The 24,241-nt window shown below is 45.0% G+C and carries 23 protein-coding genes and 2 tRNA genes; 16 read left to right on the forward strand and 9 right to left on the reverse strand.

The features are described from left to right. Window positions 1-27: 27 nt before the first annotated feature. The 5 genes from hflK (at window position 28) to ACYQ05_RS02095 (ending at window position 4,924) form a co-directional block, all read left to right on the forward strand. Window positions 28-1,275, forward strand: coding sequence for an FtsH protease activity modulator HflK (hflK, locus tag ACYQ05_RS02075; protein WP_459817867.1), 1,248 nt, complete (start codon window positions 28-30; stop codon window positions 1,273-1,275). A 1-nt stretch (window position 1,276) separates the two neighbouring features. After that, complete coding sequence (hflC, locus tag ACYQ05_RS02080) at window positions 1,277-2,134, forward strand: protease modulator HflC (protein WP_459817869.1); 858 nt, start codon at window positions 1,277-1,279, stop codon at window positions 2,132-2,134. 79 nt (window positions 2,135-2,213) lie between these two features. Next, window positions 2,214-2,402 (forward strand): DUF2065 domain-containing protein, encoded by a 189-nt coding sequence (locus tag ACYQ05_RS02085; protein ID WP_459817871.1) that lies wholly within the window; start codon window positions 2,214-2,216, stop codon window positions 2,400-2,402. Between the two features lie 9 nt (window positions 2,403-2,411). Next, window positions 2,412-3,608 carry an ATP phosphoribosyltransferase regulatory subunit gene (locus ACYQ05_RS02090; RefSeq protein WP_459817873.1) on the forward strand — a complete coding sequence of 399 codons (1,197 nt, stop codon included), beginning with the start codon at window positions 2,412-2,414 and terminating at the stop codon, window positions 3,606-3,608. Beyond that, window positions 3,605-4,924, forward strand: coding sequence for an adenylosuccinate synthase (locus tag ACYQ05_RS02095; protein WP_459817875.1), 1,320 nt, complete (start codon window positions 3,605-3,607; stop codon window positions 4,922-4,924). The genes ACYQ05_RS02090 and ACYQ05_RS02095 overlap by 4 nt, the downstream gene beginning before the upstream one ends. Window positions 4,925-4,942: 18 nt before the next feature. On the opposite strand, the gene glgP is transcribed toward ACYQ05_RS02095, so the two are convergent. Beyond that, on the reverse strand, window positions 4,943-7,063 hold the full coding sequence (gene glgP / locus ACYQ05_RS02100) for an alpha-glucan family phosphorylase (RefSeq protein WP_459817877.1): 2,121 nt from the start codon (window positions 7,061-7,063) through the stop codon (window positions 4,943-4,945). A 288-nt stretch (window positions 7,064-7,351) separates the two neighbouring features. Here glgP and ACYQ05_RS02105 point away from each other — a divergent pair. The 6 genes from ACYQ05_RS02105 to ACYQ05_RS02130 all read left to right on the forward strand — a co-directional run bounded on the left by ACYQ05_RS02105 (window position 7,352) and on the right by ACYQ05_RS02130 (window position 11,155). Further along, window positions 7,352-7,439 (forward strand) — tRNA-Leu (locus tag ACYQ05_RS02105). A gap of 223 nt (window positions 7,440-7,662) precedes the next feature. Then, a complete protein-coding gene (locus ACYQ05_RS02110; RefSeq protein ID WP_459817878.1) occupies window positions 7,663-8,193 on the forward strand; it encodes a c-type cytochrome in 531 nt (176 codons plus the stop codon). 114 nt (window positions 8,194-8,307) lie between these two features. Continuing rightward, window positions 8,308-8,553 (forward strand): hypothetical protein, encoded by a 246-nt coding sequence (locus ACYQ05_RS02115; protein WP_459817879.1) that lies wholly within the window; start codon window positions 8,308-8,310, stop codon window positions 8,551-8,553. A 204-nt stretch (window positions 8,554-8,757) separates the two neighbouring features. Then, window positions 8,758-8,833, forward strand: a tRNA-Lys gene (locus tag ACYQ05_RS02120). Between the two features lie 64 nt (window positions 8,834-8,897). Further along, window positions 8,898-9,971, forward strand: coding sequence for a beta-N-acetylhexosaminidase (nagZ, locus tag ACYQ05_RS02125; RefSeq protein WP_459817881.1), 1,074 nt, complete (start codon window positions 8,898-8,900; stop codon window positions 9,969-9,971). Then, window positions 9,971-11,155, forward strand: coding sequence for a mechanosensitive ion channel family protein (locus tag ACYQ05_RS02130; RefSeq protein ID WP_459817883.1), 1,185 nt, complete (start codon window positions 9,971-9,973; stop codon window positions 11,153-11,155). The genes nagZ and ACYQ05_RS02130 overlap by 1 nt, the downstream gene beginning before the upstream one ends. Here the strand turns inward: ACYQ05_RS02130 and murB are convergent. Then, complete coding sequence (gene murB, locus ACYQ05_RS02135) at window positions 11,148-12,170, reverse strand: UDP-N-acetylmuramate dehydrogenase (RefSeq protein WP_459817885.1); 1,023 nt, start codon at window positions 12,168-12,170, stop codon at window positions 11,148-11,150. The genes ACYQ05_RS02130 and murB overlap by 8 nt on opposite strands. A 49-nt stretch (window positions 12,171-12,219) precedes the next feature. Here murB and ACYQ05_RS02140 point away from each other — a divergent pair, with 49 nt between their 5' ends. From ACYQ05_RS02140 to ACYQ05_RS02160, 5 genes are read left to right on the forward strand one after another with little or no spacing between them, the layout of a single operon-like run. Continuing rightward, entirely contained in the window at window positions 12,220-13,671 is a 1,452-nt protein-coding gene (locus ACYQ05_RS02140) for a sodium-dependent transporter (RefSeq protein ID WP_459817887.1), read from the forward strand. 5 nt (window positions 13,672-13,676) lie between these two features. Further along, the gene (locus ACYQ05_RS02145; protein WP_459817889.1) at window positions 13,677-15,806 is read left to right on the forward strand and encodes an ABC transporter substrate-binding protein; all 2,130 of its coding nucleotides are present in this window, start codon (window positions 13,677-13,679) and stop codon (window positions 15,804-15,806) included. After that, complete coding sequence (locus tag ACYQ05_RS02150; RefSeq protein WP_459817891.1) at window positions 15,807-16,784, forward strand: ABC transporter permease; 978 nt, start codon at window positions 15,807-15,809, stop codon at window positions 16,782-16,784. Window positions 16,785-16,788: 4 nt separating this feature from the next. After that, a complete protein-coding gene (locus tag ACYQ05_RS02155; protein ID WP_459817892.1) occupies window positions 16,789-18,153 on the forward strand; it encodes an ABC transporter permease in 1,365 nt (454 codons plus the stop codon). Further along, complete coding sequence (locus tag ACYQ05_RS02160) at window positions 18,153-19,799, forward strand: ABC transporter ATP-binding protein (protein ID WP_459817894.1); 1,647 nt, start codon at window positions 18,153-18,155, stop codon at window positions 19,797-19,799. The genes ACYQ05_RS02155 and ACYQ05_RS02160 overlap by 1 nt, the downstream gene beginning before the upstream one ends. Here the strand turns inward: ACYQ05_RS02160 and ACYQ05_RS02165 are convergent. From ACYQ05_RS02165 to nth, 7 genes are read right to left on the reverse strand one after another with little or no spacing between them, the layout of a single operon-like run. Continuing rightward, on the reverse strand, window positions 19,796-20,506 hold the full coding sequence (locus ACYQ05_RS02165; protein ID WP_459817896.1) for an SDR family NAD(P)-dependent oxidoreductase: 711 nt from the start codon (window positions 20,504-20,506) through the stop codon (window positions 19,796-19,798). The two genes, ACYQ05_RS02160 and ACYQ05_RS02165, sit on opposite strands and share 4 nt — an antisense overlap. Window positions 20,507-20,518: 12 nt before the next feature. After that, window positions 20,519-21,196 carry an HAD family hydrolase gene (locus tag ACYQ05_RS02170; RefSeq protein ID WP_459817898.1) on the reverse strand — a complete coding sequence of 226 codons (678 nt, stop codon included), beginning with the start codon at window positions 21,194-21,196 and terminating at the stop codon, window positions 20,519-20,521. Window positions 21,197-21,210: 14 nt separating this feature from the next. Next, window positions 21,211-21,933, reverse strand: a complete 723-nt coding sequence (ubiG, locus tag ACYQ05_RS02175; RefSeq protein ID WP_459817900.1) for a bifunctional 2-polyprenyl-6-hydroxyphenol methylase/3-demethylubiquinol 3-O-methyltransferase UbiG — start codon at window positions 21,931-21,933, stop codon at window positions 21,211-21,213. Window positions 21,934-21,981: 48 nt separating this feature from the next. Further along, window positions 21,982-22,218, reverse strand: a complete 237-nt coding sequence (locus ACYQ05_RS02180) for a hypothetical protein (RefSeq protein ID WP_459817902.1) — start codon at window positions 22,216-22,218, stop codon at window positions 21,982-21,984. Between the two features lie 12 nt (window positions 22,219-22,230). Beyond that, entirely contained in the window at window positions 22,231-23,139 is a 909-nt protein-coding gene (locus tag ACYQ05_RS02185; protein ID WP_459817904.1) for a sulfurtransferase, read from the reverse strand. Between the two features lie 15 nt (window positions 23,140-23,154). Beyond that, window positions 23,155-23,586: a DUF1841 family protein gene (locus ACYQ05_RS02190; protein ID WP_459817906.1), complete on the reverse strand. Its 432-nt coding sequence runs from the start codon at window positions 23,584-23,586 to the stop codon at window positions 23,155-23,157. Window positions 23,587-23,588: 2 nt separating this feature from the next. Then, window positions 23,589-24,236 carry an endonuclease III gene (gene nth, locus ACYQ05_RS02195; RefSeq protein WP_459817908.1) on the reverse strand — a complete coding sequence of 216 codons (648 nt, stop codon included), beginning with the start codon at window positions 24,234-24,236 and terminating at the stop codon, window positions 23,589-23,591. Window positions 24,237-24,241 lie beyond the last annotated feature (5 nt).

Genomic DNA, 24,241 nt, shown 5'->3' on the forward strand with positions numbered 1-24,241 from the left:
CAATTTTGCGAATGGAGCATAGCATATATGGCTTGGAATGAACCCGGTAAGCCGGATCAAGATCCTTGGGGCTCAAAGGGGCCATCTAAAGGGCCTGATAAAGGTCAGTCTAATAATGATCGTCAACCTTCAGCAGGCAATGAGCCTGATTTGGATGCCTTATTAAAAAAAGCGCAATCCATTTTGGGCGGGAAAGGCAGTGGAAATGGTAATGGCAATGGCCCTCAAGGAGGGGGATCAGACTTTGCAGGTAAAGTTGGCGTTGGCGTTATCTTACTCATCGCACTCACTGTTTGGTTACTCTCTGGTATCTATATTGTCGATCCGGCAGAACGAGGCGTTGTTTTACGCTTTGGCGCTTATCAATATGAAACAACTGCTGGACCGCATTGGCATCTTCCTTATCCGATTGAGACCGTTAAGGTGGTGAATGTCGATCAAATCCGAACCGTGGATATTGGCGGTAAAGGCGGCGATGAATCCTTGATGCTCACACAAGATGAAAATATTGTGGATATTGAAATTGCCACACAATATAAAATTCAAAGTGCGCATCAATATCTGTTTAGTGTAGCCGATCCTGATGAAACGCTTCGTGCGATCGTTGAAAGTGCTTTACGCGAAGTTGTGGGTCACAATAAGATGGACTTTGTGCTGACAGAAGGGCGTAACGAGGTGGTTGCACGCGTAAAAAAATTATCGCAGAAAAAACTGAATGATTATCAGACAGGTTTAATCATTACCAGCGTTAACCTTCAAGATGCGCAACCCCCAGAGCAGGTGCAAGCCGCCTTTGCGGATGTAGTGAAAGCACGTGAAGATAGAGAACGCTTGATCAATGAAGCGCAAGCTTATGCCAATGGGGTCATTCCTGTTGCGCGAGGTAAGGCCGCACGTGAATTGGAGGAGGCCAGAGCTTATCATGATCAGGTGATTGCGCGAGCCCAAGGGGAAGCGGATCGTTTTACCAGTATTGTGACCGCTTATGCACAAGCGCCTGAGGTGACTCGAGAACGGATGTATATTGAAGCCATTACCAATGTACTCAGTAAAACCAGTAAAGTCTTGATGGCGTCAGAAGGGAATAACATTATGTATCTGCCGCTTGATAAGATGATGGGGAATACAAATCAAGCGAATGTGCCTTTTATACCGGCATCTAAACCTAATCAAGCGCCTACTGCGATGTCTCGTCAGAGTCAGCAAAGCGAAACGAATAAGCAGCCAGCACAAAGCAGTATTCGTGACTATTTAAGAAGCAGGGAGCTACGCTAATATGAAATCGACAATCGGTATTTTTCTTGCTGTACTGCTTTTTATTTTAGGCAGCTCAGTTTATACAGTCCAACAATGGGAAACAGCGATTCTGTTCCGCTTAGGGGAAATTGTTAAGGCGAATGTGAAACCCGGTTTGCATTTTAAAACGCCTTTTGTGAACAATGTCAAAACTTTTGATATACGTTTACAGTCGCTAGATGCAGCGCCGGAGCGTTATCTTACGAGAGAAAAGAAAAACCTTATTGTGGACTCTTTTGTAAAATGGCGCGTCGTCGATGCGAAGAAATTTTATACCACCATGGGTGGGGATTACCGTATGGCCAATTTGCGTTTGTCGCAAATTGTCAAAGATGATTTGCGCGCCGCCTTTGGTGAGCGTACGGTTCAAGAGTTGGTTTCGGGTGATCGCGATCAATTGGTGAAGAAGATTAATCATGATGCCAATGAACAAGCGAAAAGCTTCGGGATTGAAATTGCCGATATTCGTATTAAGCGTATTGATTTACCGGCGGATGTCAGTGATTCTGTTTTCCGTCGAATGGAAGCCGAGCGTAACCGAGTGGCTAAAGATTTGCGTTCTCAAGGGGCGGAAGCTGCAGAGAAAATTCGCGCCGATGCGGATCGTCAGCGTGTCGTCATTTTGGCTGAAGCCTATCGTAAAGCTGAAAAAATTCGCGGGCAGGGGGATGCTCAAGCGTCAAAAATTTATGCACAAGCCTATTCTAAAGATAAGCCATTTTTCGCTTTCTATCAGAGTTTAAATGCATACCAGCAAGCCTTTAAGGACAAGTCTGATATGATTGTGGTCGATCCTAAATCAGAGTACTTTAAGTATTTTGAAAAAGCAGGAAAATAATTTTTTTGCAATCCGATTAAAGGTGGGGTTTCCCACCTTTTTTATGGGTGAGTTCTTGAAACATCAGGGGGTCTAAAGCGTGTTAGAACAGATACTGCTTGCCGCATTTGGCATGATGTTGGTTCTTGAAGGGCTACTGCCTTTTATGTTTCCAGAATTTTGGCGAAAAATGATGCTGCAAGTCACGCAATTGCCTGAAAATCAGTTAAGATTAATGGGCTTGACCAGTATTATTATTGGTACTTTTATCATTTTGATTTTAAATTAAGATATTTTTATGATGCAACAGATGATTTGGTTTACACCGGATGGGATAGAAGACCTACTGCCTTCTCAAGCCTATAAATTAGAACACTACCGTCGTAGTTTGGTTGATGAATTTCAAATGGCCGGCTATGGACTGATTTTAACACCAATTGCTGAATTTACGGATTCACTACTCACAGGGACAGGACAGCACCAAGCGACTGAATTATGCCGCTTTACTGATCAAGAGAGTGGCAAAATGATGGGGGTTAGAGCAGATGTGACGCCGCAGGTGGCACGCATTGTCAGTAACCGAATCAAACCCACTGAATCTGAATTGCCCGTTCGCCTTTGTTATGTAGCTGAAGTGTTGCGCACACGTAATAATAAAGCCAAAGGGTCACGCAGTCCTATCCAAGCGGGGGTAGAACTATTTGGCATTGATGATGTGACTGCAGATATTGAAGTGATCGAATTGATGATCGATGCTTTACAAAATATTGGCATTGAAGACTTAACGCTGAGTTTAGGGCATGTCGGGATCTTTAATGAATTGATTCAGCTTGCAGAATTGGGTGACATTGAAAAGCAGCAATTAGTCGATATTTTGCAACGCAAAGCAGTGCCTGAATATGAAACTTTTCTTGCAGAGAAAGCGTTTAATGAGCCGCTTAAAACAGCGTTTAGCCAATTTTTAAATTTAACAGGTGAGCCCAAGGAGGCGCTGTTACGAGCGGCCAAAAGCTTGAGCGGATTATCACCGAACATTGATCAGTTTATTGAGCGCTTAGCGACCATTGTTGCGCACTTTTCGGAAACACCCGATGTTAATCTGTTTGTCGATTTAGCTGAATTGCGCGGTTTTCACTATCACACAGGCGTGATTTTTGGCTGCTACGCTTCATCAAAACCCCTTTATCTGTTGGCTAAAGGGGGACGCTATAACGGTGTCGGGGTGCAGTTTGGACAAGACTTACCTGCAACCGGATTCAGTATGGACTTGCGCGGTGCCTTAGACCTTTTACCAGAAGTGATGCCCGATTTTCCAGATGCGGTCTATGCACCAGTGCATGCCAGTGGTCAACTGAAGCAAAAGATTAAGGATTTAAAATCACAAGGGATTCAGGTAATTAAATGCGCGGATATCACCCAGCTGCCAGAGGGAAGCCAATACCTTGCGCAACAGGATGATGAGTGGATGATTGAAACCATAAAGAGTGAAAAATGAGCAAAAGAAATATTGTTGTCGTTGGAACCCAATGGGGAGATGAAGGTAAAGGTAAGATTGTTGACCTTTTAACCGATCGTGTCGCAGCTGTGGTGCGCTTTCAAGGCGGACATAATGCCGGGCATACTTTGGTGATTGATGGCAAAAAGACGGTTTTACATCTGATTCCTTCAGGCATTTTAAGAGAAGAGGTACAGTGTTTAATTGGAAACGGTGTGGTTGTGGCTCCAGATGCCCTACAAAAAGAGGTAGAGCAGTTAGAAGCGACCGGATTGCCTGTCAGAAATCGACTTAAAATCAGTGAAGCCTGTCCTTTGATCTTGGATTACCATGTGGCTTTAGACCAAGCAAGAGAAAAAGCGCGCGGGAATAAAGCGATTGGCACCACTGGCCGAGGCATCGGCCCAGCTTATGAAGACAAGGTGGCACGTCGAGGATTGCGTGCAGGGGATTTGAAAAACCTTGAGGCGACTCGTCACAAATTGAAAGAAGTGTGTGATTATCACAACTATATGTTGGAAAATTACTATCAGTGTGAGCCGGTTAGCTTTGAGAATTTATGGGAGAAAGTTCAAGGCTATGCAGAAATGGTGGTACCAATGTTGGCGGATATTCCAAGCCTCATTGATACGCTCAATCAATCCGGTCAGAATCTGATGTTTGAAGGAGCGCAAGGGACCCTGTTGGATATCGACCAAGGTACCTATCCTTATGTCACATCATCCAATACTACGGCGGGTGGTGTTTCAGCTGGATCAGGTATTGGTCCGTGCAACATTGATTATGTATTAGGGATTACCAAGGCGTATGCTACGCGGGTCGGTAGCGGCCCTTTCCCGACAGAATTGGTCTATGATGTCGAAAAAGATGAAGGGGATCCCATTGGTAAAATTTTGGGGACACGCGGTGCCGAGTTCGGCGCTACAACCGGTCGTCAACGCCGTTGTGGATGGTTTGATGCGGTCGCCTTGCGCCGTTCTGCGCAAGTCAATGGACTAAGTGGCCTCTGTTTAACCAAACTGGATGTTTTGGATACCTTAGCCGAAATTAAGGTATGTACCCATTATTTAGTAGAGGGTGAGCGTGTCGATTTACCGCCTTACAGTGCAGATGAGTATGAAAAGGTGATCCCTCAATATGAAACCCTTCCAGGTTGGCAGACGAATACCGTTGGTATTCAAAGTTGGGAAGCCCTCCCCGAAGCGGCTAAAAACTATATCCAGTTTTTAGAGCAGCAGGTTGGGGTGAAGGTCTCTATTATCTCAACTGGGCCTGATCGTGCTCAAACCTTGGTGTTAGAAGATCCATTTGTTTAATTTGAGACCTTTATAGCTTTATTTATGTCCCAACTCTTTTGAGATTGGGATATAAAATTTCTGAAGATAATCTTTCATCATCCGTCTCGCACTGAAAGCGGGTGGAATGGTCATAATGGCTGTTTTCATTTTCTGGACCCATTGATGGGGAATCCCTTTAGAATCCATATCATAATAGAGCGGGACGATCTCATTTTCGAGCAGTGCATATAACTTCTCCGCATCTTTGGCATTGTCAGAAGGTTCCACACCAAATGCCCAGCCATTTTCACCATTATAAGCTTCAGGCCACCAACCATCTAAAACCGATAGATGAAGGGTGCCATTGAGAGAAGCTTTCATACCACTGGTGCCACAGGCTTCAAGTGGAATTTGAGGGTTATTCAGCCAAATATCAACCCCATGCAGCAGATATTTAGCCACACTTTCACCATAATCTTCTACAAAAGCGATGCGTCCTCTAAAACGGCTGTCTTGAGCGGTTTTAAAGATATGTTGCAGAATTCTTTTCCCTTCCAGATCAGAAGGGTGGGCTTTGCCGGCAAAAATAATTTGAACCGGTTTTTCGCTATGATTTAAGATTTGGTTGAGTCTCTCCAGATCGTGCAGAATCAAATCAGGTCGCTTATAGGCAGTCATTCTGCGCGCAAATCCAATGGTTAAAATATCCGGATCTAAGAGAACACCTTCCGCCATGGCAACAGTAGGATCGACACCTTCATCTGCATATTTCATGCGGACACGTTCACGGATAAAGTTGACCATAAGGGTTTTATTTTTTTGAGAAATGTCCCAGAGGATTTGATCGTCAATCTCTTGAATAAAGCCCCATAAATCCTGTTTATCTTGTACAAGTTGCCACTTCTCTCCCAATGAATCATTAAGCAGTTCACTTAAATCATCATTAAGCCAAGTGGGAAGGTGGACGCCATTGGTGACATAATCGATTGCCGGTTGTGGGGTCTTAGGTAAAACATGAGCCCAAATTTTAGCAGCGACCGCTTGATGTTTTTGACTGACGGCATTTCGGTGCTGACACATATTGAGTCCAAAGATGGTCATATTAAAGCCGGCATTGGGGTTGTCAGGATTGAGTCCAAAGTTCATAAATTGCTCTTTATCCATCCCTAAAGCTTCCCAGTAGTCTTTAAAGGATGCGCTGATCATGTCAAAATCATAGACATCCGTTGCCGCTTGTAAGGGGGTATGCGTCGTAAATACAGAGGTTTTCTTCACTTTTTCTATGGCCGCATCTAGGCTTAATTGATCATTTTCCATAAAGCTACGAACACGTTCGAAAAGTGCGAAAGCAGGGTGACCTTCATTCAGATGCAAGATGGAGTATTGAATCCCAAGCGCTTCCAAAACACGATACCCCCCAATGCCGAGCACAATTTGTTGGCGCAACCGCTGATTGATATCCGGCGTATACAAACGAGATGAGATCTGCCGATCCCAAGGATCATTCTGTTCGATATCGGTATCTAAAAGATAAAGGGTGACGCGACCAACATTTATTTTCCAAACGCTGGCATAAACCGGCGGATCAATAAAGGGCACTTGAATGGTAAAGTGGTTGTTATCTTCATCTAAGACACGCTCAATGGGGGCCACATCTTTGTCGATGGGTTCTTCCGTGCCATTTTGCCAACCATCGGTTCCAATAATTTGACGGACATAGCCTTGAGGATACATAAAGCCAATACCAACCATCGGTAACCCCATATCACTGGACTCTTTTAAAATATCACCGGCTAAAAAACCTAATCCGCCAGAATAGATGGGCACTGAATGGTGTAAGCCATATTCTGCACAAAAATAAGCGATGGGCAGGGGTTCTTCAGCATAAATATTGGTATCGTTAATATAAGCTTTAAATAGATCATAAACATAGTGATACTCACGCATAAAATACTCATCTGAGCAGGCCTGTTCTAACTCTTCTTGAGAGAGGCGATTAAGCATCAGAATGGGATTATGGTTGCTTTCCTTCCATAAATAAGCGTTGAGCAGTTTAAAAAGGTGCTTACCGCGAGGATGCCAGGTCCACCATAAATTTAAAGCGATCTCTTTCAGTCCAGCAATCTTTTCAGGCAGCTGCGGAATGGCGATATTAATAGAAGGGTCTTTGTTTATCATGACTTTAAATCCTTAAATGGAAAAGGTGTGTTAAAAACGCCTGCAGGGTCATAGCAACATTTCAATAGAGACTGATACAGAATCATAAATGGATTTAGGGAGAATGTCTAACACTGAGTCGGCATTGTTTATTTTTGGGGCGTCGCACGAGTATTCAAAATTTTTTGGCCACTCTTCTACAAAAAAATTGACAGGCGAATAAAGAACCGTATAATACGCATCACCTTTTCACGACAGCCTACGTTTAGCGGTGTCAAAGGTACAATCCAAAGCATTATTCCATTTAATGCGGGGGTGGCGAAATTGGTAAACGCACGGGACTTAAAATCCCGCGCCCGTTAAGGGCTTGAGGGTTCGATTCCCTCCCTCCGCACCATTGTTTATTTTTTGATCCCTTCTGATTTCGCAACCTTTTTATAAAAAGGTCTATCGCATTTTAACTCATCCTTTTAGGCTTGTATTAACGCTTTTGTCTAAAAATCTTAAAAGTATATGGGCAAGGTGCTAATATTACCAATGAAGTTGCAATGGGATTCTGAATCGACTTGAATGCCAATGCAGACTTCCAAAGATATTCAACCGAATAGAGGAAGAGATTCATGAAAAAGTCAGTCTTATTGAAAACATTCAATCCAGTGCTTTTGGGAGCAATTGTTACCCTGGGTTTAGTGGGATGTTCAGGCAGTAATAATCAGAGCGAGCCAGCGCAATCTACACATTCATCTGCGGATTCTGTTGAGAAAAAAGAGGCGCCTAAAGCGACTCAAGAAACTCAAAAAATTCAGCAATCCCATTCAGCCCCCAGAGAGCTTGTGACGCCTGCACAATCACAAGCCACTCAGCAAAGCACGGCAGATGTTAAACAACCCATGGCTGAAGCGTCGGCAACGCCAGAGAATCCAGGTAAGAAAATATATGATTCGACTTGTGTTGGCTGTCATGGCGTGACAGCTGAAGGCGGTGTGGGCCCTAAGCTCCGTGGAAAATCAAAAGTGGATTTAGTGCAAAAGCTTAAAGGCTATCGTGATGGTCAGCAGTTTGGCCCGATGACATCGATGATGGCACCCAATGTGGCCAATTTTTCTGATCAACAGATTGAAGAGGTTGCAGAGTATCTTGCTAAGATGTAATGTCGGTGAGGGCGTCTTTAACCAGGCGCCTTCACTAGGTTGACTCTATTTAAGAGGTCAGTTTGAAAGAGGGATGAAAAAATGAAAAATGTAATATTAACGATGGTCTTTTTTATGACGTTAAATTTTTTAAATGTCAGTCAAGCCAGTGTGGCAGATGATATTGTCGATTCTGTTAAACAGGGGGCTGAAGTGGTGAAAGAAAAAACATATGAAGGCCTTGAATACCTCGATAAAAAAACACAACCTTTGCAAGAAAAATCTAAAACGGCGATAGAGTCTTTAAAGAAAAAGTGGAATGATGCAAAGGATAAAGATAAAACCCAGGATGAACAGCTGCGAGAAGTTGATTTGATTTGATTTGATTTTAGAGAGATTGATACAGCCAAGTTTTCTCAATTGATAAAAGTTCTTCAATGCGCATTTGCTTATAGCATTGCTATAGAGTTGGCATACAAGAAAAAGATGGACGGGAAAAATCGAAAAATGCTTGAGATTTTTGTTTCAATCTGTATAATTCCGCCCTGTTCTTAACACTTTCAAAGAATACATTCATAAATAGATGGGTCGTTAGCTCAGCTGGTAGAGCAGTTGGCTTTTAACCAATTGGTCGCGCGTTCGAATCGCGCACGACCCACCATTTCTTTTCAGTGATCTACCTTTCAATCTGTTTATAATAACACTATTTCCAATTATCCCTTTTTATGATGCAAAAAATTCTAGGTCAAGCCATGTCTCTTGGCAGCGTGATGGTGGGCATTGAGGGCTGTACCTTAACCTCTAATGACCGCAAACGCTTAATGCACCCACTGGTCGCTGGGGTCATCCTGTTTTCTCGTAATTTTGCATCTCCCGAGCAGCTAGAAACGCTTACCCGTGAAATTCATGCCTTGCGTCATCCTAAACTATTGATTGGCGTTGATCATGAAGGGGGAAGGGTACAACGATTTAAGCAAGGGTTTACCCACTTACCGCCCGCTCGAGTTTTGGGGCAGCACTATGATGAAAACCCCAAACAAGGTTTGGCTTTGGCGGAACAACTGGGTTGGCTGTTGGCAACCGAATTGTTAAGTGTGGGGGTAGATTTTAGTTTTGCGCCGGTGTTAGATTTAGATTATGGGCAAAGCAGTGTGATTGGCGATCGTGCTCTGCACCGTTCTCCCCAAGCTGTAGCGCAGCTTGGGGTTGCCATAATGCAGGGCATGCATCAGGCGGGCATGCCGGCAGTGGCTAAACATTTCCCAGGGCATGGTTATATTCAAGCGGATACCCATCTAGAAGTGGCGGTCGATAAGCGGAATTTGGATGAAATCCGTCATCACGACCTTCAGCCGTTTTTAAGTTTTATTGAAAATGGGGGGGAAGCGATCATGCCGGCCCATGTGATTTATCCGCAGGTGGATTCTTTGCCGGCAGACTTTTCGTCTCGTTGGTTACAGCAGATTTTACGCAAACAGTCTTATTTTGAGGGCTGTATTATCAGCGATGATTTGGGAATGGCGGCAGCAAAAGCCATCGGCAGTCCTTCTGAACGAACGCTTAAAGCGCTACAAGCCGGCTGTGACTTGGTATTACTGTGTAATGATTTTGAAGAGATGGAACAGGTGCTGCATGAGGTGGATTTCCATGCAGATCCTCTCTCTCACGCACGCTTAATTCGGATGCATGGCCATCCACAAATGCGTTATTCTAAACTTCCCTATGACCCTTTATGGCAAGCCGCACATCAAAAAATGATGGCTTTGACTGAGGCAACAGAACAACAGGAGCTGCTGTAATGCAGAAAGAATCGGTTGAATTTATGAATTTTTTAACCCCACTGATCCATTTTTTTGGTCAAATTTGGGGGGATTTAGTGGCCTTATTTGGTGGGCAAGTTTGGTTATTGTTAGTCGTGTTAACGCTGACCACAACTTTGATTGTGGACATCTTGGTGCGCTGGTTTATTTATCGACTGCATCGACATTTGGTGGCCAAGCATTTTATGATGTGGGATGCTTTTGTGTCTGCAGCGACGGGACCGGTCAGTCTCGCAATTTGGGTTACAGGCGTCACTTGGGCCGTGACCACGCTGATGATGCGTTTTCAATTATGGACTGAAACGATACCCTATATCCAAAATACTAAGTCAACACTCTTAGTTTTATTAGTGGGTTGGTATGCCATTCGCGTTGCCGGACGGTTAGAACAGGAGTTGAAAAAGGTCGAGAAAAAGGATTCAAGGTTTGATGCGGCGACGGTTGAAGCGCTTTCTAAACTAATTAAATTGATTGCGTTTATTATTACCGTCATTATTGTGCTCAGTGCTTGGGGCGTGGATCCGACAGGGTTGTTAGCCTTTGGGGGCATGAGTGGGATAGTGGTTGGTTTTGCCGCTAAGGATCTCTTAGGGAATGTTTTTGGGGGTCTGGTGCTCTATATTGATAAGCCTTTTGTGGTTGGAGACTGGATTCGCTCTCCGGATAGAGAAATTGAGGGGACAGTGGAAAAAATTGGTTGGCGGATGACAGTGGTTCGCACCTTTGATAAGCGGCCGCTATATATTCCTAACGGAATTTTCTCTAATATTGCCATTGAAAACCCCTCTCGAATGACGAATCGGCGCATTAAAGAAGTGATCGGGGTGCGTTATTGTGATGTACGTAAAATGGCGCAAATCACCGCAGATATCCGGAATATGTTACAAAATCATCCTGATATTGACCAAAATCAGGTGATTATTGTGAATTTTTTAGAGTTTTCTGAATCTTCTTTAAACTTTTTACTCTATACGTTTACGCGCACCACAGATTGGGTCACTTATCATCATGTGAAAGAGCGTATATTGCTTGAGATCAATCAGATCATTGATTCACATCAAGCTGAAATGGCCTTTCCAACACGTACGCTTTATATTGAAGACAAAGTGAATTTAGCCATTAGTGAATCGCAACAAGCCTCGGCAGCTTCGGAGTTTAAATAATGGTGACTTCGGGTTCTAGGTAAATACCGAATTTTTGGTTCACATCTTCTTGAATCATATGGGCGAGCTCTAAGATTTCTTTACCTGTCGCCCCCCCTAAATTAATCAACACCAGTGCATGCTGTTCCGAAACGGCCGCCTGTCCATGTCGTTTGCCTTTCCAACCCGCTTGCTCAATGAGCCAACCCGCCGGAATTTTGTAGGTACGGTCCAATAGCTGGTGATGCGGCATTTGTGGAAATTTTTCGATAAGGCGTTCAAAATATTCAGCCGAGACAATAGGGTTTTTAAAAAAACTGCCTGCATTTCCATGTACATTGGGATCGGGTAAGCGCTGTTTTCGAATGTTTACCACGGCATCAAAAATTTTTTGCGGGGTGAGTGCTTCTTTGGGAATGTCACTGAGTGCTGCTTGTAAAGGCTCATAAGTGAGATCAGGGTGACCAAATGGTAATTTTTTAAGCTTGAAGGTCACCCGATGCACAAGCAACTGATTGCGATAGGTTTGTTTAAAAATACTGGTTCGATAGCCAAATTGACAGTCGGCATTACGGAATTCCTGCCGTTCGCCCGTCATGAGATTTAAGGTTTGAACACGGGTAATGGTGTCACGCGCTTCTGCTCCATAAGCACCAATATTTTGCACGGGTGCGGCACCGACCGTACCAGGAATTAACGCCAGGTTTTCTAAGCCCCAATAGCCATTTTCAACCGTATGGCGAACGAATTCATGCCAGGATATGCCTGCCCCGACTGAGAGCCAAACGCTCTCATTGTCTTCTTTCATGATACGGATTTTACGATAGCCACAACGAACGGTAACGCCTTGAATATCATGGGTAAATAAGACATTACTGCCATCTCCCAGCACAAACCAAGGCAGTGAGGCCAACTTAATATCCGAACGGAGAGTCGGAATATCACTCTGCTTGCTGATTTCAACAAGGTATTGCGTTTTTACATCAATATGAAAGGTATTGTAGGGTTGCAGAGATTGGTTGGCCTGGATATGCATAATAGTTTGCTATAATGTAAAAATAATAGAATTATTATAGAGGAAAATCATGGCAAAACTTAAACTTTCCACACAATCTTGGTCTTCTCAAACCGCTTTTATTCTCGCTGCAGTCGGTTCAGCCGTAGGTTTGGGGAATATCTGGAAATTTCCTTATATTACGGGTGAAAACGGTGGCGGGGCTTTTGTACTCGTCTATTTAGCTTGTGTACTTGCCATCGGTATTCCGGTATTAATTACTGAAATTGCGCTCGGTCGAATGGGAAAAGCCAACCCCGTTCAGGCGATGGCCAATTTGGCTCGTGAAAATGGCGCTTCTAAATATTGGGCGCTGCTAGGGGTCAATGGGATGTTGGCGGGCGTTTTAATTCTCTCTTTCTATACGGTGATTGCCGGTTGGGCATTGGCCTATTTCTTTGAAAGTGTGATGGGGCAATTTAGTGGGATTACCGCACCGCAGGTACAAAACCATTTTTCAGCCTTGTTAGCCAGTCCCGGCCAGCTTATTTTTTGGCACAGTTTGGTCATCCTCTATACCATTTTGACGGTGGCAAGAGGGGTAAAAAGTGGTTTAGAAAAGGCGATTAACTTTATGATGCCAGGTTTATTTTTGATTCTATTGGTGTTGATCGGCTATGCAGCAACGACCTCTGGTTTTAGTCAAAGTGTGCATTTTCTTTTTAATCCCGACTTTTCTAAATTGACGTGGCAAGCTGTATTGATTGCGATGGGCCACGCCTTTTTTACTTTAAGTATTGGTATGGGCACCATGATGGTTTATGGCTCCTATATGAAGCGAGAATATTCAATTGTGAAGGCGGGTATTTGGATTGCTGCAATGGATACTTTGGTGGCTTTAATGGCCGGTGTGGTGATTTTTGCGATTGTCTTTTCGAATGGATTGGAGCCTGGGGCAGGGCCAGGGTTACTTTTCCAAACACTTCCAGTGGCTTTTGGCCAGATGGCAGGTGGATGGTTATTTGGTTCATTGTTTTTTCTGCTGGTGGTGATGGCCGCTTTGAGTTCAGCCATTTCGCTGATTGAGCCTGCAGTGAGCTGGGTAGAACAAAACTGGGGAATCAGTCGGGTTAAAGCCGCTTGGTGGCTGGGAGGCCTTTGTTGGTTGTTAGGGTTGGGTACGGTCTTTTCGTTTAATGATTGGAAAGACATTCATTTCCTAGGGGATCGAACGTTTTTTGATACCCTAGACTTTATCACTGCCAATATTATGTTGCCATTAGGCGGCCTGCTGATGGCGATCTTTATGGGCTGGACGTTGACAGATGAGAAAAGGAATGCGCATCTGCATTTGTCCCCATTTGCATTGAAATTGTTTACTTATGATTTGCGTTATATTGCCTCGGTGGCCGTGATCATTGTGTTTGTTTCCAATCTCGTTGAAGGACAGCATATCTGGATATTGGGGGCATTGACTTTTGCGCTTTATCTATTTTATGTTTGGCAAGTTCAAAAATTGCAAAAATGTCGGATTGATACTTAAGCTCCATGAGAGTCATCGGGTTTTTTCTGACACTGTTTTTTTCTAGCTGGGTACAAGCGCTCGTCCCCTGGAATAGCCCCTATCCAGTTGAGAAAATTCAGCAACCCATTCTTTTCAGTAGTTTTGCAACGCCGCCTAAACATTTAGACCCTGTGGTCTCTTACTCGGCCAATGAGTGGGGGATCATGAGTCAAATTTATGAGCCGCCGTTGCAGTATGCCTATCTTAAGCGCCCTTATCAGCTTGAACCGCTGACCTTAACACAGATGCCGAAGGTGATTTATCTGGATCGCGCAGGGCAAGAGGTGCCGGCTACGAGTCCAGAGGTTGTCTATTCGGAATATCACTTTGCATTGCGTTCCGATATTCGCTATCAGCCTCATCCCGCATTTGTCTATGATCAGCTTTCTGCGCAACAACAGAAAATTTTAGCGGAGGTCACCTCGCCAATGGATTTCCCTAAATTGGGCAGTCGTTCACTGGTGGCAGCAGACTATGTGTATGCTATTAAGCGCATGGCGGTGCGACAAAACCATTCGCCTATTTTAGATACGATGATGCGCTATATCGTGGGTTTAAAAGCTTACTCTGAAAAGGTGACGCAGCTGGCAAAACAGCAAAAAGGGCAGTGGCTCGATTTACGTCCCTATGCCATTTCTGGGGTTCAAGTGCAGGACAGCCGTCATTTTTCCATTCGCATCAAAGGTCGCTATCCACAATTTCTCTATTGGTTGAGTATGAACTTTTTTGCGCCTATTCCTTGGGAAGCGGATCGCTTTTACCATTCAGCTTTTTTACAAAAGAAAAATATTACTTTGGATACCTTTCCAGTTGGCACCGGCCCCTATTATTTGGCAGAAAATAATCCGAATTTGCGCATGCGTTTAGTTAAAAATCCAAATTTTCATTTTGAAGCCTATCCATCGGAAACGGAGGGTTTATCTGAAGCACAACAGCAACACTTATTGAAAGATGCAGGTAAACGATTGCCATTTATTCAAGAGGTGGTTTTCAGTTTGGAAAAAGAGAGTGTGCCTTTGTGGAATAAATTCTTACAAGGCTATTATGACGCTTCTGGTGTCAGTTCAGACAGCTTTGACCAAGCGATTCAGGTGCAACAAAATGGCATGCAATTAACCCCGACGATGGAAAAGAAGGGGATTCAGTTTGTCTCGGCCGTGCAGCCGAGCATTATGTATCTCGCCTTTAATATGCAGGATCCAGTCGTGGGGGGATTGAGTGAGAAGAAACGCAAATTGCGCCAAGCGATTAGCATTGCGCTCAATTATGAAGAGTATATTTCCATCTTTTTAAATGGACGCGGTCAAGCGGCACAAGGCCCTATTCCACCTGGGATCATGGGTGCACAAGTCGAAAAATACAATCCTTTTGTCTATGATTGGAAAAATGGACAGCCAGTGCGAAAATCCCTTGCCGAGGCCAAAAGATTGTTAGCTGAAGCCGGTTATCCGGACGGGGTTTCCGCTAAAACCGGCCAACCACTTAAACTCTATTATGATGCGATTGGCACCGGTGCAGATGCTAAGGCGCAGTTGAATTGGATGATGAAGCAGTTTAAACAGCTTGGGATTGAATTGGTGATTCGGGCGACAGATTACAATCGTTTTCAAGACAAGGTGCGCCAAGGTAAGGTACAGCTGTTTAGTTGGGGCTGGAATGCCGACTATCCCGACCCAGAAAATTTTCTATTTCTACTCTATGGCGGCAATGGGGTGGTCAAGACCGCTGGCAGCGGCATCAATAGTGCAAACTATGATAATCCAGAATTTAATCAACTGTTTCAGCAGATGCAAACCCTGCCCAATGGACCGAGAAGATTAAAGATTATTCAAAAAATGGTTCAAATTGCACAAAAAGATGCGCCTTGGGTGTGGGGGTTCTATCCCAAGTCCCTGACGCTGTATCATCACTGGTATCACAATATCTATCCAAACCTGATGGCAAACAACAGTCTAAAATACCGTCGCATAGACGGACAGAGTCGCTGGCAAGCCGTGCAGCAATGGAATCCGCCGGTACTATGGCCTTTTGCTGCGCTGTTTTTGCTTGGCATCAGTTTGGTTTGGGGCGCTTGGCGACTGTATCAGCAACGACAGCAGAGGAGGGCACTCTAAATGTGGCACTATTTACTTAAGCGCCTGTTCTATGCGGTGCCGATTCTAATAGGGGTCAATTTAATCACCTTTCTGCTGTTTTTCACCGTCAACACCCCTGATGACATGGCGAGGGTGCAGTTGGGGGCGAAACAGGTGACCCCGCAAATGATTGCCGCTTGGAAAGCCGATCATGGCTATGATAAGCCGCTGTTTCTAAATGGAGAGGCTTCAGGTTTGCAGGCCGTTACAGAGACCCTATTTTTTCAGCAATCTTTAAAGCTGTTTACTTTTGATTTTGGACGTTCTGACAGTGGGCGTGAGATTGCTGAAGATATTCAACAGCGCATGTGGCCCAGTTTAGCGATCGCTTTGCCGACTTTTTTGATTGGCTTGGTGACCAATATCAGTTTTGCGTTACTCTTAGTTTTGTTCCGTCATAGCAAACTGGATTTAACGGCGATGGTAGTGGCGGTTATGATTATGTCTATATCGGCACTGTTTTATATTATTGTGGGGCAAGTGTTGTTCAGTAAACTCTTACATTGGGTGCCCATTTCTGGCTATGCCCCAGGTTGGGAGAGTTGGAAGTTTATTATTCTGCCGGTGGTGATTGGCGTTTTTGCGGGATTAGGGGCTGGGGTGCGCTGGTATCGTAGTCTGTTTTTAGAAGAGATTAATAAGGACTATGTGCGCACCGCGTGGGCAAAAGGGCGCTCTGAAATGGGCGTGCTGTTTAAACATGTTTTTCCCAATGGACTGCTGCCAATTTTAACCGGTGTGGTGGTGATTATCCCTTCACTGTTTATGGGCAGTTTAATTATGGAGTCCTTCTTCGGCATTCCGGGGTTGGGTAGCTATACCATTGATGCGATTAATGCGCAGGATTTTGCCATTGTCAAAGTAATGGTGTTTTTAGGGTCGGTGCTCTATATTTTAGGTCTGATTTTGACCGACATTTCCTATACCTTATTTGATCCAAGAGTTAGGTTGGGGTAAGCAGATGAAGCTCACCTTTCTCTGGACGGACTTATTGATTTGGCTGCTGGTGATTGCGCTCTTGCTTTGGGGACGGTTGCTGGCTCGTTCGTCTCAGGTACGCCAGCAGTGGCGACAGATTTTTCAATCCAAAATTGCCTTAAGCAGTGCAATGGTGCTCTTGGTTTATGTTTCCATTGCGTTGCTGGATTCAGTCCATTTTCGTCAAGCCGTATCGCCTGCGAACAGTCAAACTGTGCACTACAGCAGTGAAATGGTCAGTGGACTAGATTTGCTATTTTCCCATTTAAAGCAGAGACAAGAGCGCACCTATTCCGCGCCTTTTGCTACGCATGAGTACAGTCGCTCTGTTATCAAAGACAAAAACGGGCAAGTGGTGCAGCAGTTTTTACCCTTAAAACATGTCAATCCCCATACCTCAATAGCAGGAAAAGGGGTGGAAGCCTTTGCTTTGACGGCTGTTTTTCTGGGCAGCTTATTCGTACTGTTTTTTCATAAACGGCAAACCGCGAAAACATGCCAAAATCCCCAGTCCTGCCAAGCTCATAAGACGCAAATACCTTGGAAAACCGGCTTTTTGACGCTGTGGATCGTGTTAAGTTTGCTACTTTGGGGATATTTATTGAGCTTTAGCTACCATGTCTTTGGCACCGATAAGATTGGACAAGATGTCTTTTTACAGACCTTAAAAAGTATTCGTACCGGTGTATTGATAGGGGTACTCACCACTTTGGTGATGTTGCCTGTGGCCCTGTTTTTAGGGATCAGCGCGGGCTATTTCCGCGGCTGGGTGGACGATGTGATTCAATATCTCTATACCACACTGAATTCTATTCCCGGCGTATTGCTCATCGCCGCGGCCGTGTTGATGATGCAGGTATTTATGGAAACCCATCCACAATGGTTTGAGACCTTGCAGGAACGAGCGGATTTGCGGTTGCTGTTTTTAATTCTGATTTTGGGCATGACCAGCTGGACCACACTGTGCCGATTGGTGCGAGCGGAAACCTTAAAAATCAGTCAGGTCGACTATGTGACAGCAGCGCGCGCTTTTGGTGTCAACCATTTTAAAATACTGTATACCCATATCTTGCCCAATTTAATGCATATCGTGCTCATTTCGGTGGTGTTGGATTTCAGCGGACTGGTGTTGGCGGAAGCGGTGTTGTCCTATGTAGGCGTTGGTGTTGATCCGACGATGAACAGTTGGGGAAATATGATTAATCAAGCCCGCTTGGAGATGGCGCGCGAGCCGATGGTGTGGTGGTCTTTATTGGCTGCTTTTGTATTTATGTTTGTGTTGGTCTTGGCGGCCAATCTCTTTTCTGACCGGATTCAAACCGTTTTAGACCCAAGGAATCAAAAATAATGTCGCACCCTAAACAACCGATTTTAACTGTGGAAAACTTGCAGCTGCAATTGGCCTCAGTGCCGCAGACGACTTTATTAAAAGGGATTTCGTTTGAAATTCAGCGGGGAGAAGTTTTTGCTTTGGTCGGTGAGTCGGGGAGCGGAAAATCGCTCACTTCTCTAGCGATTATGCGCCTACTGCCTGAAGCCTTAAAGGTGACGGCGGGCAAGGTGCTGCTTGAAGGGCAGGATCTATTGCAACTGACGGAAGCGGACATGCAACATTTGCGCGGCAATCGCATGGCGATGATTTTTCAGGAACCGATGACCGCGTTGAATCCGGTGATGACCATTGGAGACCAAGTGGCTGAAGTGATTCAAATCCACCAAAAACTGGGTCGCAAAGCGGTTCAACAAAGGGTGATTCAGCTGTTTAAAGAGGTGGGGATTCCCAATGCCGAAAATCGTTTGCATTGGTATCCGCATCAGCTGTCGGGCGGACAAAAACAGCGGGTTATGATCGCTATGGCGTTGGCGTGTGAACCGGAGCTCTTGATTGCGGACGAGCCGACGACAGCGCTGGATGTGACCATTCAGGCACAAGTGTTGCAGTTATTAAAAAGCATTCAGCAAAAGCGTTCATTATCGATTCTGTTTATCACCCATGATATGGGGGTGGTAGCAGAAATTGCGGATCGTGTGGCAGTGATGCAGCAAGGGCAGATTGTGGAGATGGCAGAGACTGCACACTTTTTTGAATCGCCGCGGCATCCTTATACCCAAACCTTACTAAAAAATGCACTGCCACAATTAGAAGCGAAAATTGAACCAGAGCCGAAAACTTTGTTGGCTGTGGAAAATCTAAAAGTTTGGTTTCCGATTAAAAAAGGTTTGCTGCAAAGAACGGTAGATTACACCCGTGCGGTGGATGGGGTCAGTTTAAAGGTGCAAAAAGGTGAGACTTTGGCGGTGGTCGGTGAATCTGGCAGTGGCAAAAGTACCCTTGGGCAAGCCATTCTGCGTCTGATTCCGATTACGGATGGCTGTATAGCGATTGAAGGGCAGGACATTACCGCATTGAATGAGAAGCAGCTCAAGCCTTTTCGTCGCCGCATTCAGGTGATTTTCCAAGATCCCTTTTCCGCATTAAATCCGCGGATGACGATTCAAGAGATTATTCGTGAAGGTATGGTGAGCTTAAAGGTCGGGCCGCAAGATAAAGCGTGGCAGGAACAGCGGATTATTGAGTTGTTACAGCAGGTGGGATTAGAGGCTGAGCATCGTTTCCGCTATCCGCATGAATTTTCCGGTGGCCAACGCCAACGCATTGGCATTGCGCGAGCCTTAGCCGTCGAGCCGGAGTTGATTATTTGCGACGAACCGACTTCGGCACTGGATGTTACGGTGCGCGCCCAAGTCCTGCAGATTCTAAAGGATTTGCAAAAACGCTATGAAGTCTCATATCTGTTTATTACCCATGATCTTTCAATTGTCCCCAGCCTAGCGCACCGAGTGGCGGTGATGCAGAAAGGAAAAATCGTGGAACAGGGACAAACCGAGCAGGTGCTCTATCAACCACGACACCCCTATACGCAAACGCTGATCAATGCTGCGCCCAAATGGGTACGAGATTTTTATGCCCGCAATCAAAAGCAGGGGCTTTAAAGCGGGCTTAAAATAATGTCAGATGCGCAGCACTCCCCCTTGAGCTGTTGGATAAGCTGTTTGGCAAGCTGTTGCGGTAGAGGCAAGGCTTCAATATTTTCACCGGGGAAAAGACGTGCTCTTAAACTGGATTGAAAAGGGGGTAAATCGGCTTGCCAGAAATCTATCGCCGATTTTTGCTGTTCAGCAGAGAGGGTTTTCAGCAGTTGCGCTAACCCCGCCTTGGCAACGCCATAGGCACCATAATAGGCTGGGTGTTGTTGAACTGCTTGATCACCAATGGACACGACTTGTGCCTTTGAGCTCTTTTTGAGCAAAGGTAACAGCGTTTGCAAAAGGTGGAAACTGGCGTTCAGGTTCACCTGCATCACCTCATACCACTGCATGGGCTCAAAATACTCAATGGGGGTAAAGGCCGGTAAAATGGCGGCATTCAGATAGAGACCGTCTAAATGGCCAAATTGCTGGTTTAAGGTCTCTGCCAACTGTTGGTAGTCTGCGGCGACCGCGCCCTTTAAATCCATAGGATACAGAAAAATTTGATTGGGGAATTGGGCGTCCAGTTCATCATACAGCGCATTTAATGCATTGAGATCATTATCTAGGAGTACCAGTTGGGTATGGGGTGCGATTAAGGTGCGCGCTAAGTCTGCGCCAAATCCATGGGCAGCACCCGTGATGAATAGGGTTGAAGTAGGCTGTTGCATATGTGAGACCTTTTAGAGACCTTGAATAAATTGTGTGATTTCATAAGGCGTATGGAATTGAAAGTCAGCTTGTTGTAGTGTTTGCTGACTATTCGGAAATTGCGCGTCATTGGGCAGATAGCCAAACAGGGCGGCGCCGGTTTTCATCCCAGCCTGAATGCCCGCTTCAATATCACGCGGATGATCACCGAGATAAAGACATTGTTGAGGAGAAACCCCACATTTTTCAGCTGCCAAAAGCAGGGGCTCTGGGTGCGGTTTTCGAACCGGTAAGGTGTCTCCACAAATTAAGACTTGTGGATCGTGTGGCAAGGTGAGTTGGGCCAGTAAACTTTCAGTTAAATGTGTGGGTTTATTGGTCACAATGCCCCAAGGGATCTTTTTTTTCATTAAAGTGGTCAAGGCTGAATCCAAAGTCGCAAAAAGTTGCGTGTGCCGGGCGATATTTTCATGGTAGAGCGCAATAAATTCATCTCGTTTGGCCAATAGGGGATCGCCTTCTAAATCTGGATAAGCCAGTTGGGTCATCGCCAGTCCGCCGGAAGAGACGGTTTCTCGAATTTGATGATAAGGCAAAGGCGCTCGCTGGTCTTGCATCAGCAGTTGATTGAGCGCATAGGCAAAATCCATAGAGGTATCCAGTAAGGTGCCATCGAGATCAAAAAGGAGGCATTGTAGATTCGATTTCATGAGTTCGATCACTTTTAGATTTTTTGAAAAGCCAGTAGATAGTTAATGGATAGGTCATTATTCAGCCGATAACGATTAAGCAAAGGATTAAAGTCAATGCCAGCACTGGCCTTAAGTGTCAGTCCAGCATCTCGTGCCATCGCTGTCAACTCCGCGGGGGTGATAAATTTATTATGGGTATGCGTTCCCTTGGGAACGAGATTTAACAGGTTTTCTGCGACTAAAATGGCCAGAAGATAGGATTTAAAATTCCGGTTAAGGGTTGAAAAAAAGAGCCAACCGCCCGGTTTGGTAGCCAAGGCAGCTGCTTGAATAATGGCGGCTGGATCCGGCACATGTTCCAGCATTTCCATGCAGGTGACCACATCATAGCATTCAGCATTTTCTTGGGCATGTTCTTCCGCCGCTTGGCATTGATAGTTGACGGAAACGCCCGATTCTAAAGCATGCAGTTTGGCAATGGTGAGAACTTCTGTGGCCAAGTCTATGCCGGTGACTTCAGCCCCCGCTTGTGCTAAAGATTCAGATAGAATCCCGCCACCACAACCGATGTCTAAAATTTTTTGCGCTTTAATAGGCTGGAACTGTTGGATAAATTGAAGGCGCAAGGGGTTGATCTGATGCAAAGCGGCAAATTCCCCTTCTGTATCCCACCAGCTATGGGCTTGCTGGTTAAAGTGTTGGAGTTCGCTTGGGTCTTGATTGTTCGCTGTTTGTGGTTCAGTCTGTGATGACATGGATTTAAAAACCCTATTTTTAATTAATAAAAGTATACAAAAATCGCTTCAATCTTGTTGCTGGGATTGAGTATGATCATTCGATTTTTCGGATTCTGCCATTTTTTTCCGAAGACGAGAGGTGTAGCGATAGGCAAAATAGAGACTGGGAAACAGAATAATCTCGGTGTAAATCATGGTCATCATACCGGCTGCAATGGTTTCGCCTTGTAGATGCACCACCAGTCCGACAATGGCCGTGATCAACAGACTATTTTGCAAGGCTTTTTTCAGCGGTGAGGTCATTCGAGTCGTTCCTTAAGGTTGTCTGCCTTGTTTAATGGGCAGATTGGGGTCTAAAGACCACTCTTGCATAGAGCCATCGTAGAGTTTCACTGTTTGAAAGTCTAAACTTTTCAGCAGGGTCCAAAGTCGCGCGGCGCGATGTCCTGTGTGACAGTAGACAATAATCGGTTGCGTTTTATCGGTGATCCCGACTTGAGCGAGGATTTTATGCAGTTGTGCGGGAGAGCGTTGTCTAAAACCATGGTTGGCATCCACGGCGACATCCCAGGGAAATAGGATCGCGGTGGGAATATGCCCGCTACGTTTTTGTTTGGGGTTGCCGATATATTCCGCTTCGGAGCGTGCATCCATCAGATGGATATTGGGATCTTTAATGGCGGCTAACACTTCCGATTTATCAGCGGTGTAGGCATTGGCTAAGTTATCGGTCGGAATCGGGTAGTGCGTTTTTCTTAGGGGTGGGACGGTTTGAGTGACTCTGTTTTGCGCTAAGACCCAACTGATGGAACCGCCATCAAGTAGAGAGACCTTAGGATGCTTCATCTTTGCCAGTTCCCAGAAAAGACGGCTGGAATTCAGTTCGCCCATATCATCATAAATGACCACATAATCGGTCGGTTTAATGCCAAGTTGGCTGAGCGCATTGGCCATATAGACGGTTCCTCCACTCAGTTCTAATCCATCTTGCGGGCGAATCAACCAAGCATAGTTAATCCAAGTGGCATTGGGTAAATGAAATTTTCGGTATTGAAGTTTACTGCTTAAATCGATGATTTTAACTTCATTTTGATGCGCCTTGACCCATTCAGGCGAAACAAAGACAGGCGTTTGTAAGTCTTGTTGTGCTGAGGCGGAAAGACTTATGCCGCTGATAGTTAAAGAAAAAAGGGTAGTGAATAACAATCGAGTTAGTTTTATCATGGGTGAGACCTATTTTTAATCTTTTAATAAATTTTGTAAGCAATCGAGGTAGGCTTGCTCATCGGCGGGTTGCTGCTTTTGTTGTGCTTGCCAGAGGGATTCTGCTAAACAGTCCATCATGAGATGTTCTGTTTGATGAAAATCTTGCGTTTTTTCACTGAGCTTTTCATAGATGGCTTTAATCCCAGCGGGACGATCCGTGACCGCTTGTTCCTGAATGGCCAGATGCATGCCCATATGTAAAAAAGGGTTGGTTTCTCCTAATTCCGGTAGGTACTCATTGGCCAGATGATGAGCGTTATTTAATAAGGCATGGTACTCTGGATGGTCTTCAATAACACGTGCAATAAGCATTTCCAGGGCATCCATAGGCGCATTGGTTTGCGCTTTTTGCCAAACATCTGCATAGACTTGACGGAGTTTATCGCGTTCTTGGGTATAAAACATGGCTACGCTTCTTCCGCATAATGGGCTTTGTCTTCAAATTCACACAAATTATAAATACAGCAAGCGCCACAGGCGGGCTTACGGGCTTTGCACGTATAACGTCCGTGCAGAATCAGTAGGTGATGGGCATCTTTTAGATATTTTTTAGGCACCACTTTCATCAGTTTTTTTTCAACCTCTAAAACCGTTTTGCCAGGGGCGAGTTTGGTGCGGTTCGAGACGCGGAAAATATGCGTATCGACCGCAATTGTGAGGTGTCCGAAGGCGGTATTTAACACTACATTGGCCGTTTTTCGGCCGACACCAGGCAGCGATTCGAGGGCTTTTCGATCTTCTGGGACTTTGCCATCATATTTATCCAGCAAAATCTTACAGGTTAGCATAATATTTTTGGCTTTCGTATTATAGAGCCCGATGGTTTTAATATACTGTTTTAGCCCTTCTTCACCGAGTTCATAAATCGCTTTTGGCGTATTGGCCACTTTAAACAATTTTTCTGTGGCTTTATTCACGCCCACATCCGTTGCTTGTGCAGAGAGAATAACGGCAATCAACAGCTCAAAGGGACTGCTGTAATTGAGCTCTGTCTGCGGATTTGGGATGCATTCGCTGAGTTTTTCAAAAATGGCTTCGCGTTTTTGTTGATTCATAGTCG

Source organism: Galenea microaerophila, assembly GCF_054657255.1.

Coding starts and splice junctions, on each gene's coding strand:
- hflK (WP_459817867.1), top strand. CDS start 28: ATGGCTTGGAATGAACCCGGTAAGCCGGATCAAGATCCTTGGGGCTCA.
- hflC (WP_459817869.1), top strand. CDS start 1,277: ATGAAATCGACAATCGGTATTTTTCTTGCTGTACTGCTTTTTATTTTA.
- ACYQ05_RS02090 (WP_459817873.1), top strand. CDS start 2,412: ATGATGCAACAGATGATTTGGTTTACACCGGATGGGATAGAAGACCTA.
- ACYQ05_RS02095 (WP_459817875.1), top strand. CDS start 3,605: ATGAGCAAAAGAAATATTGTTGTCGTTGGAACCCAATGGGGAGATGAA.
- glgP (WP_459817877.1), bottom strand. CDS start 7,063: ATGATAAACAAAGACCCTTCTATTAATATCGCCATTCCGCAGCTGCCT.
- ACYQ05_RS02110 (WP_459817878.1), top strand. CDS start 7,663: ATGAAAAAGTCAGTCTTATTGAAAACATTCAATCCAGTGCTTTTGGGA.
- ACYQ05_RS02115 (WP_459817879.1), top strand. CDS start 8,308: ATGACGTTAAATTTTTTAAATGTCAGTCAAGCCAGTGTGGCAGATGAT.
- nagZ (WP_459817881.1), top strand. CDS start 8,898: ATGATGCAAAAAATTCTAGGTCAAGCCATGTCTCTTGGCAGCGTGATG.
- ACYQ05_RS02130 (WP_459817883.1), top strand. CDS start 9,971: ATGCAGAAAGAATCGGTTGAATTTATGAATTTTTTAACCCCACTGATC.
- murB (WP_459817885.1), bottom strand. CDS start 12,170: ATGCATATCCAGGCCAACCAATCTCTGCAACCCTACAATACCTTTCAT.
- ACYQ05_RS02140 (WP_459817887.1), top strand. CDS start 12,220: ATGGCAAAACTTAAACTTTCCACACAATCTTGGTCTTCTCAAACCGCT.
- ACYQ05_RS02145 (WP_459817889.1), top strand. CDS start 13,677: ATGAGAGTCATCGGGTTTTTTCTGACACTGTTTTTTTCTAGCTGGGTA.
- ACYQ05_RS02150 (WP_459817891.1), top strand. CDS start 15,807: ATGTGGCACTATTTACTTAAGCGCCTGTTCTATGCGGTGCCGATTCTA.
- ACYQ05_RS02155 (WP_459817892.1), top strand. CDS start 16,789: ATGAAGCTCACCTTTCTCTGGACGGACTTATTGATTTGGCTGCTGGTG.
- ACYQ05_RS02160 (WP_459817894.1), top strand. CDS start 18,153: ATGTCGCACCCTAAACAACCGATTTTAACTGTGGAAAACTTGCAGCTG.
- ACYQ05_RS02165 (WP_459817896.1), bottom strand. CDS start 20,506: ATGCAACAGCCTACTTCAACCCTATTCATCACGGGTGCTGCCCATGGA.
- ACYQ05_RS02170 (WP_459817898.1), bottom strand. CDS start 21,196: ATGAAATCGAATCTACAATGCCTCCTTTTTGATCTCGATGGCACCTTA.
- ubiG (WP_459817900.1), bottom strand. CDS start 21,933: ATGTCATCACAGACTGAACCACAAACAGCGAACAATCAAGACCCAAGC.
- ACYQ05_RS02180 (WP_459817902.1), bottom strand. CDS start 22,218: ATGACCTCACCGCTGAAAAAAGCCTTGCAAAATAGTCTGTTGATCACG.
- ACYQ05_RS02185 (WP_459817904.1), bottom strand. CDS start 23,139: ATGATAAAACTAACTCGATTGTTATTCACTACCCTTTTTTCTTTAACT.
- ACYQ05_RS02190 (WP_459817906.1), bottom strand. CDS start 23,586: ATGTTTTATACCCAAGAACGCGATAAACTCCGTCAAGTCTATGCAGAT.
- nth (WP_459817908.1), bottom strand. CDS start 24,236: ATGAATCAACAAAAACGCGAAGCCATTTTTGAAAAACTCAGCGAATGC.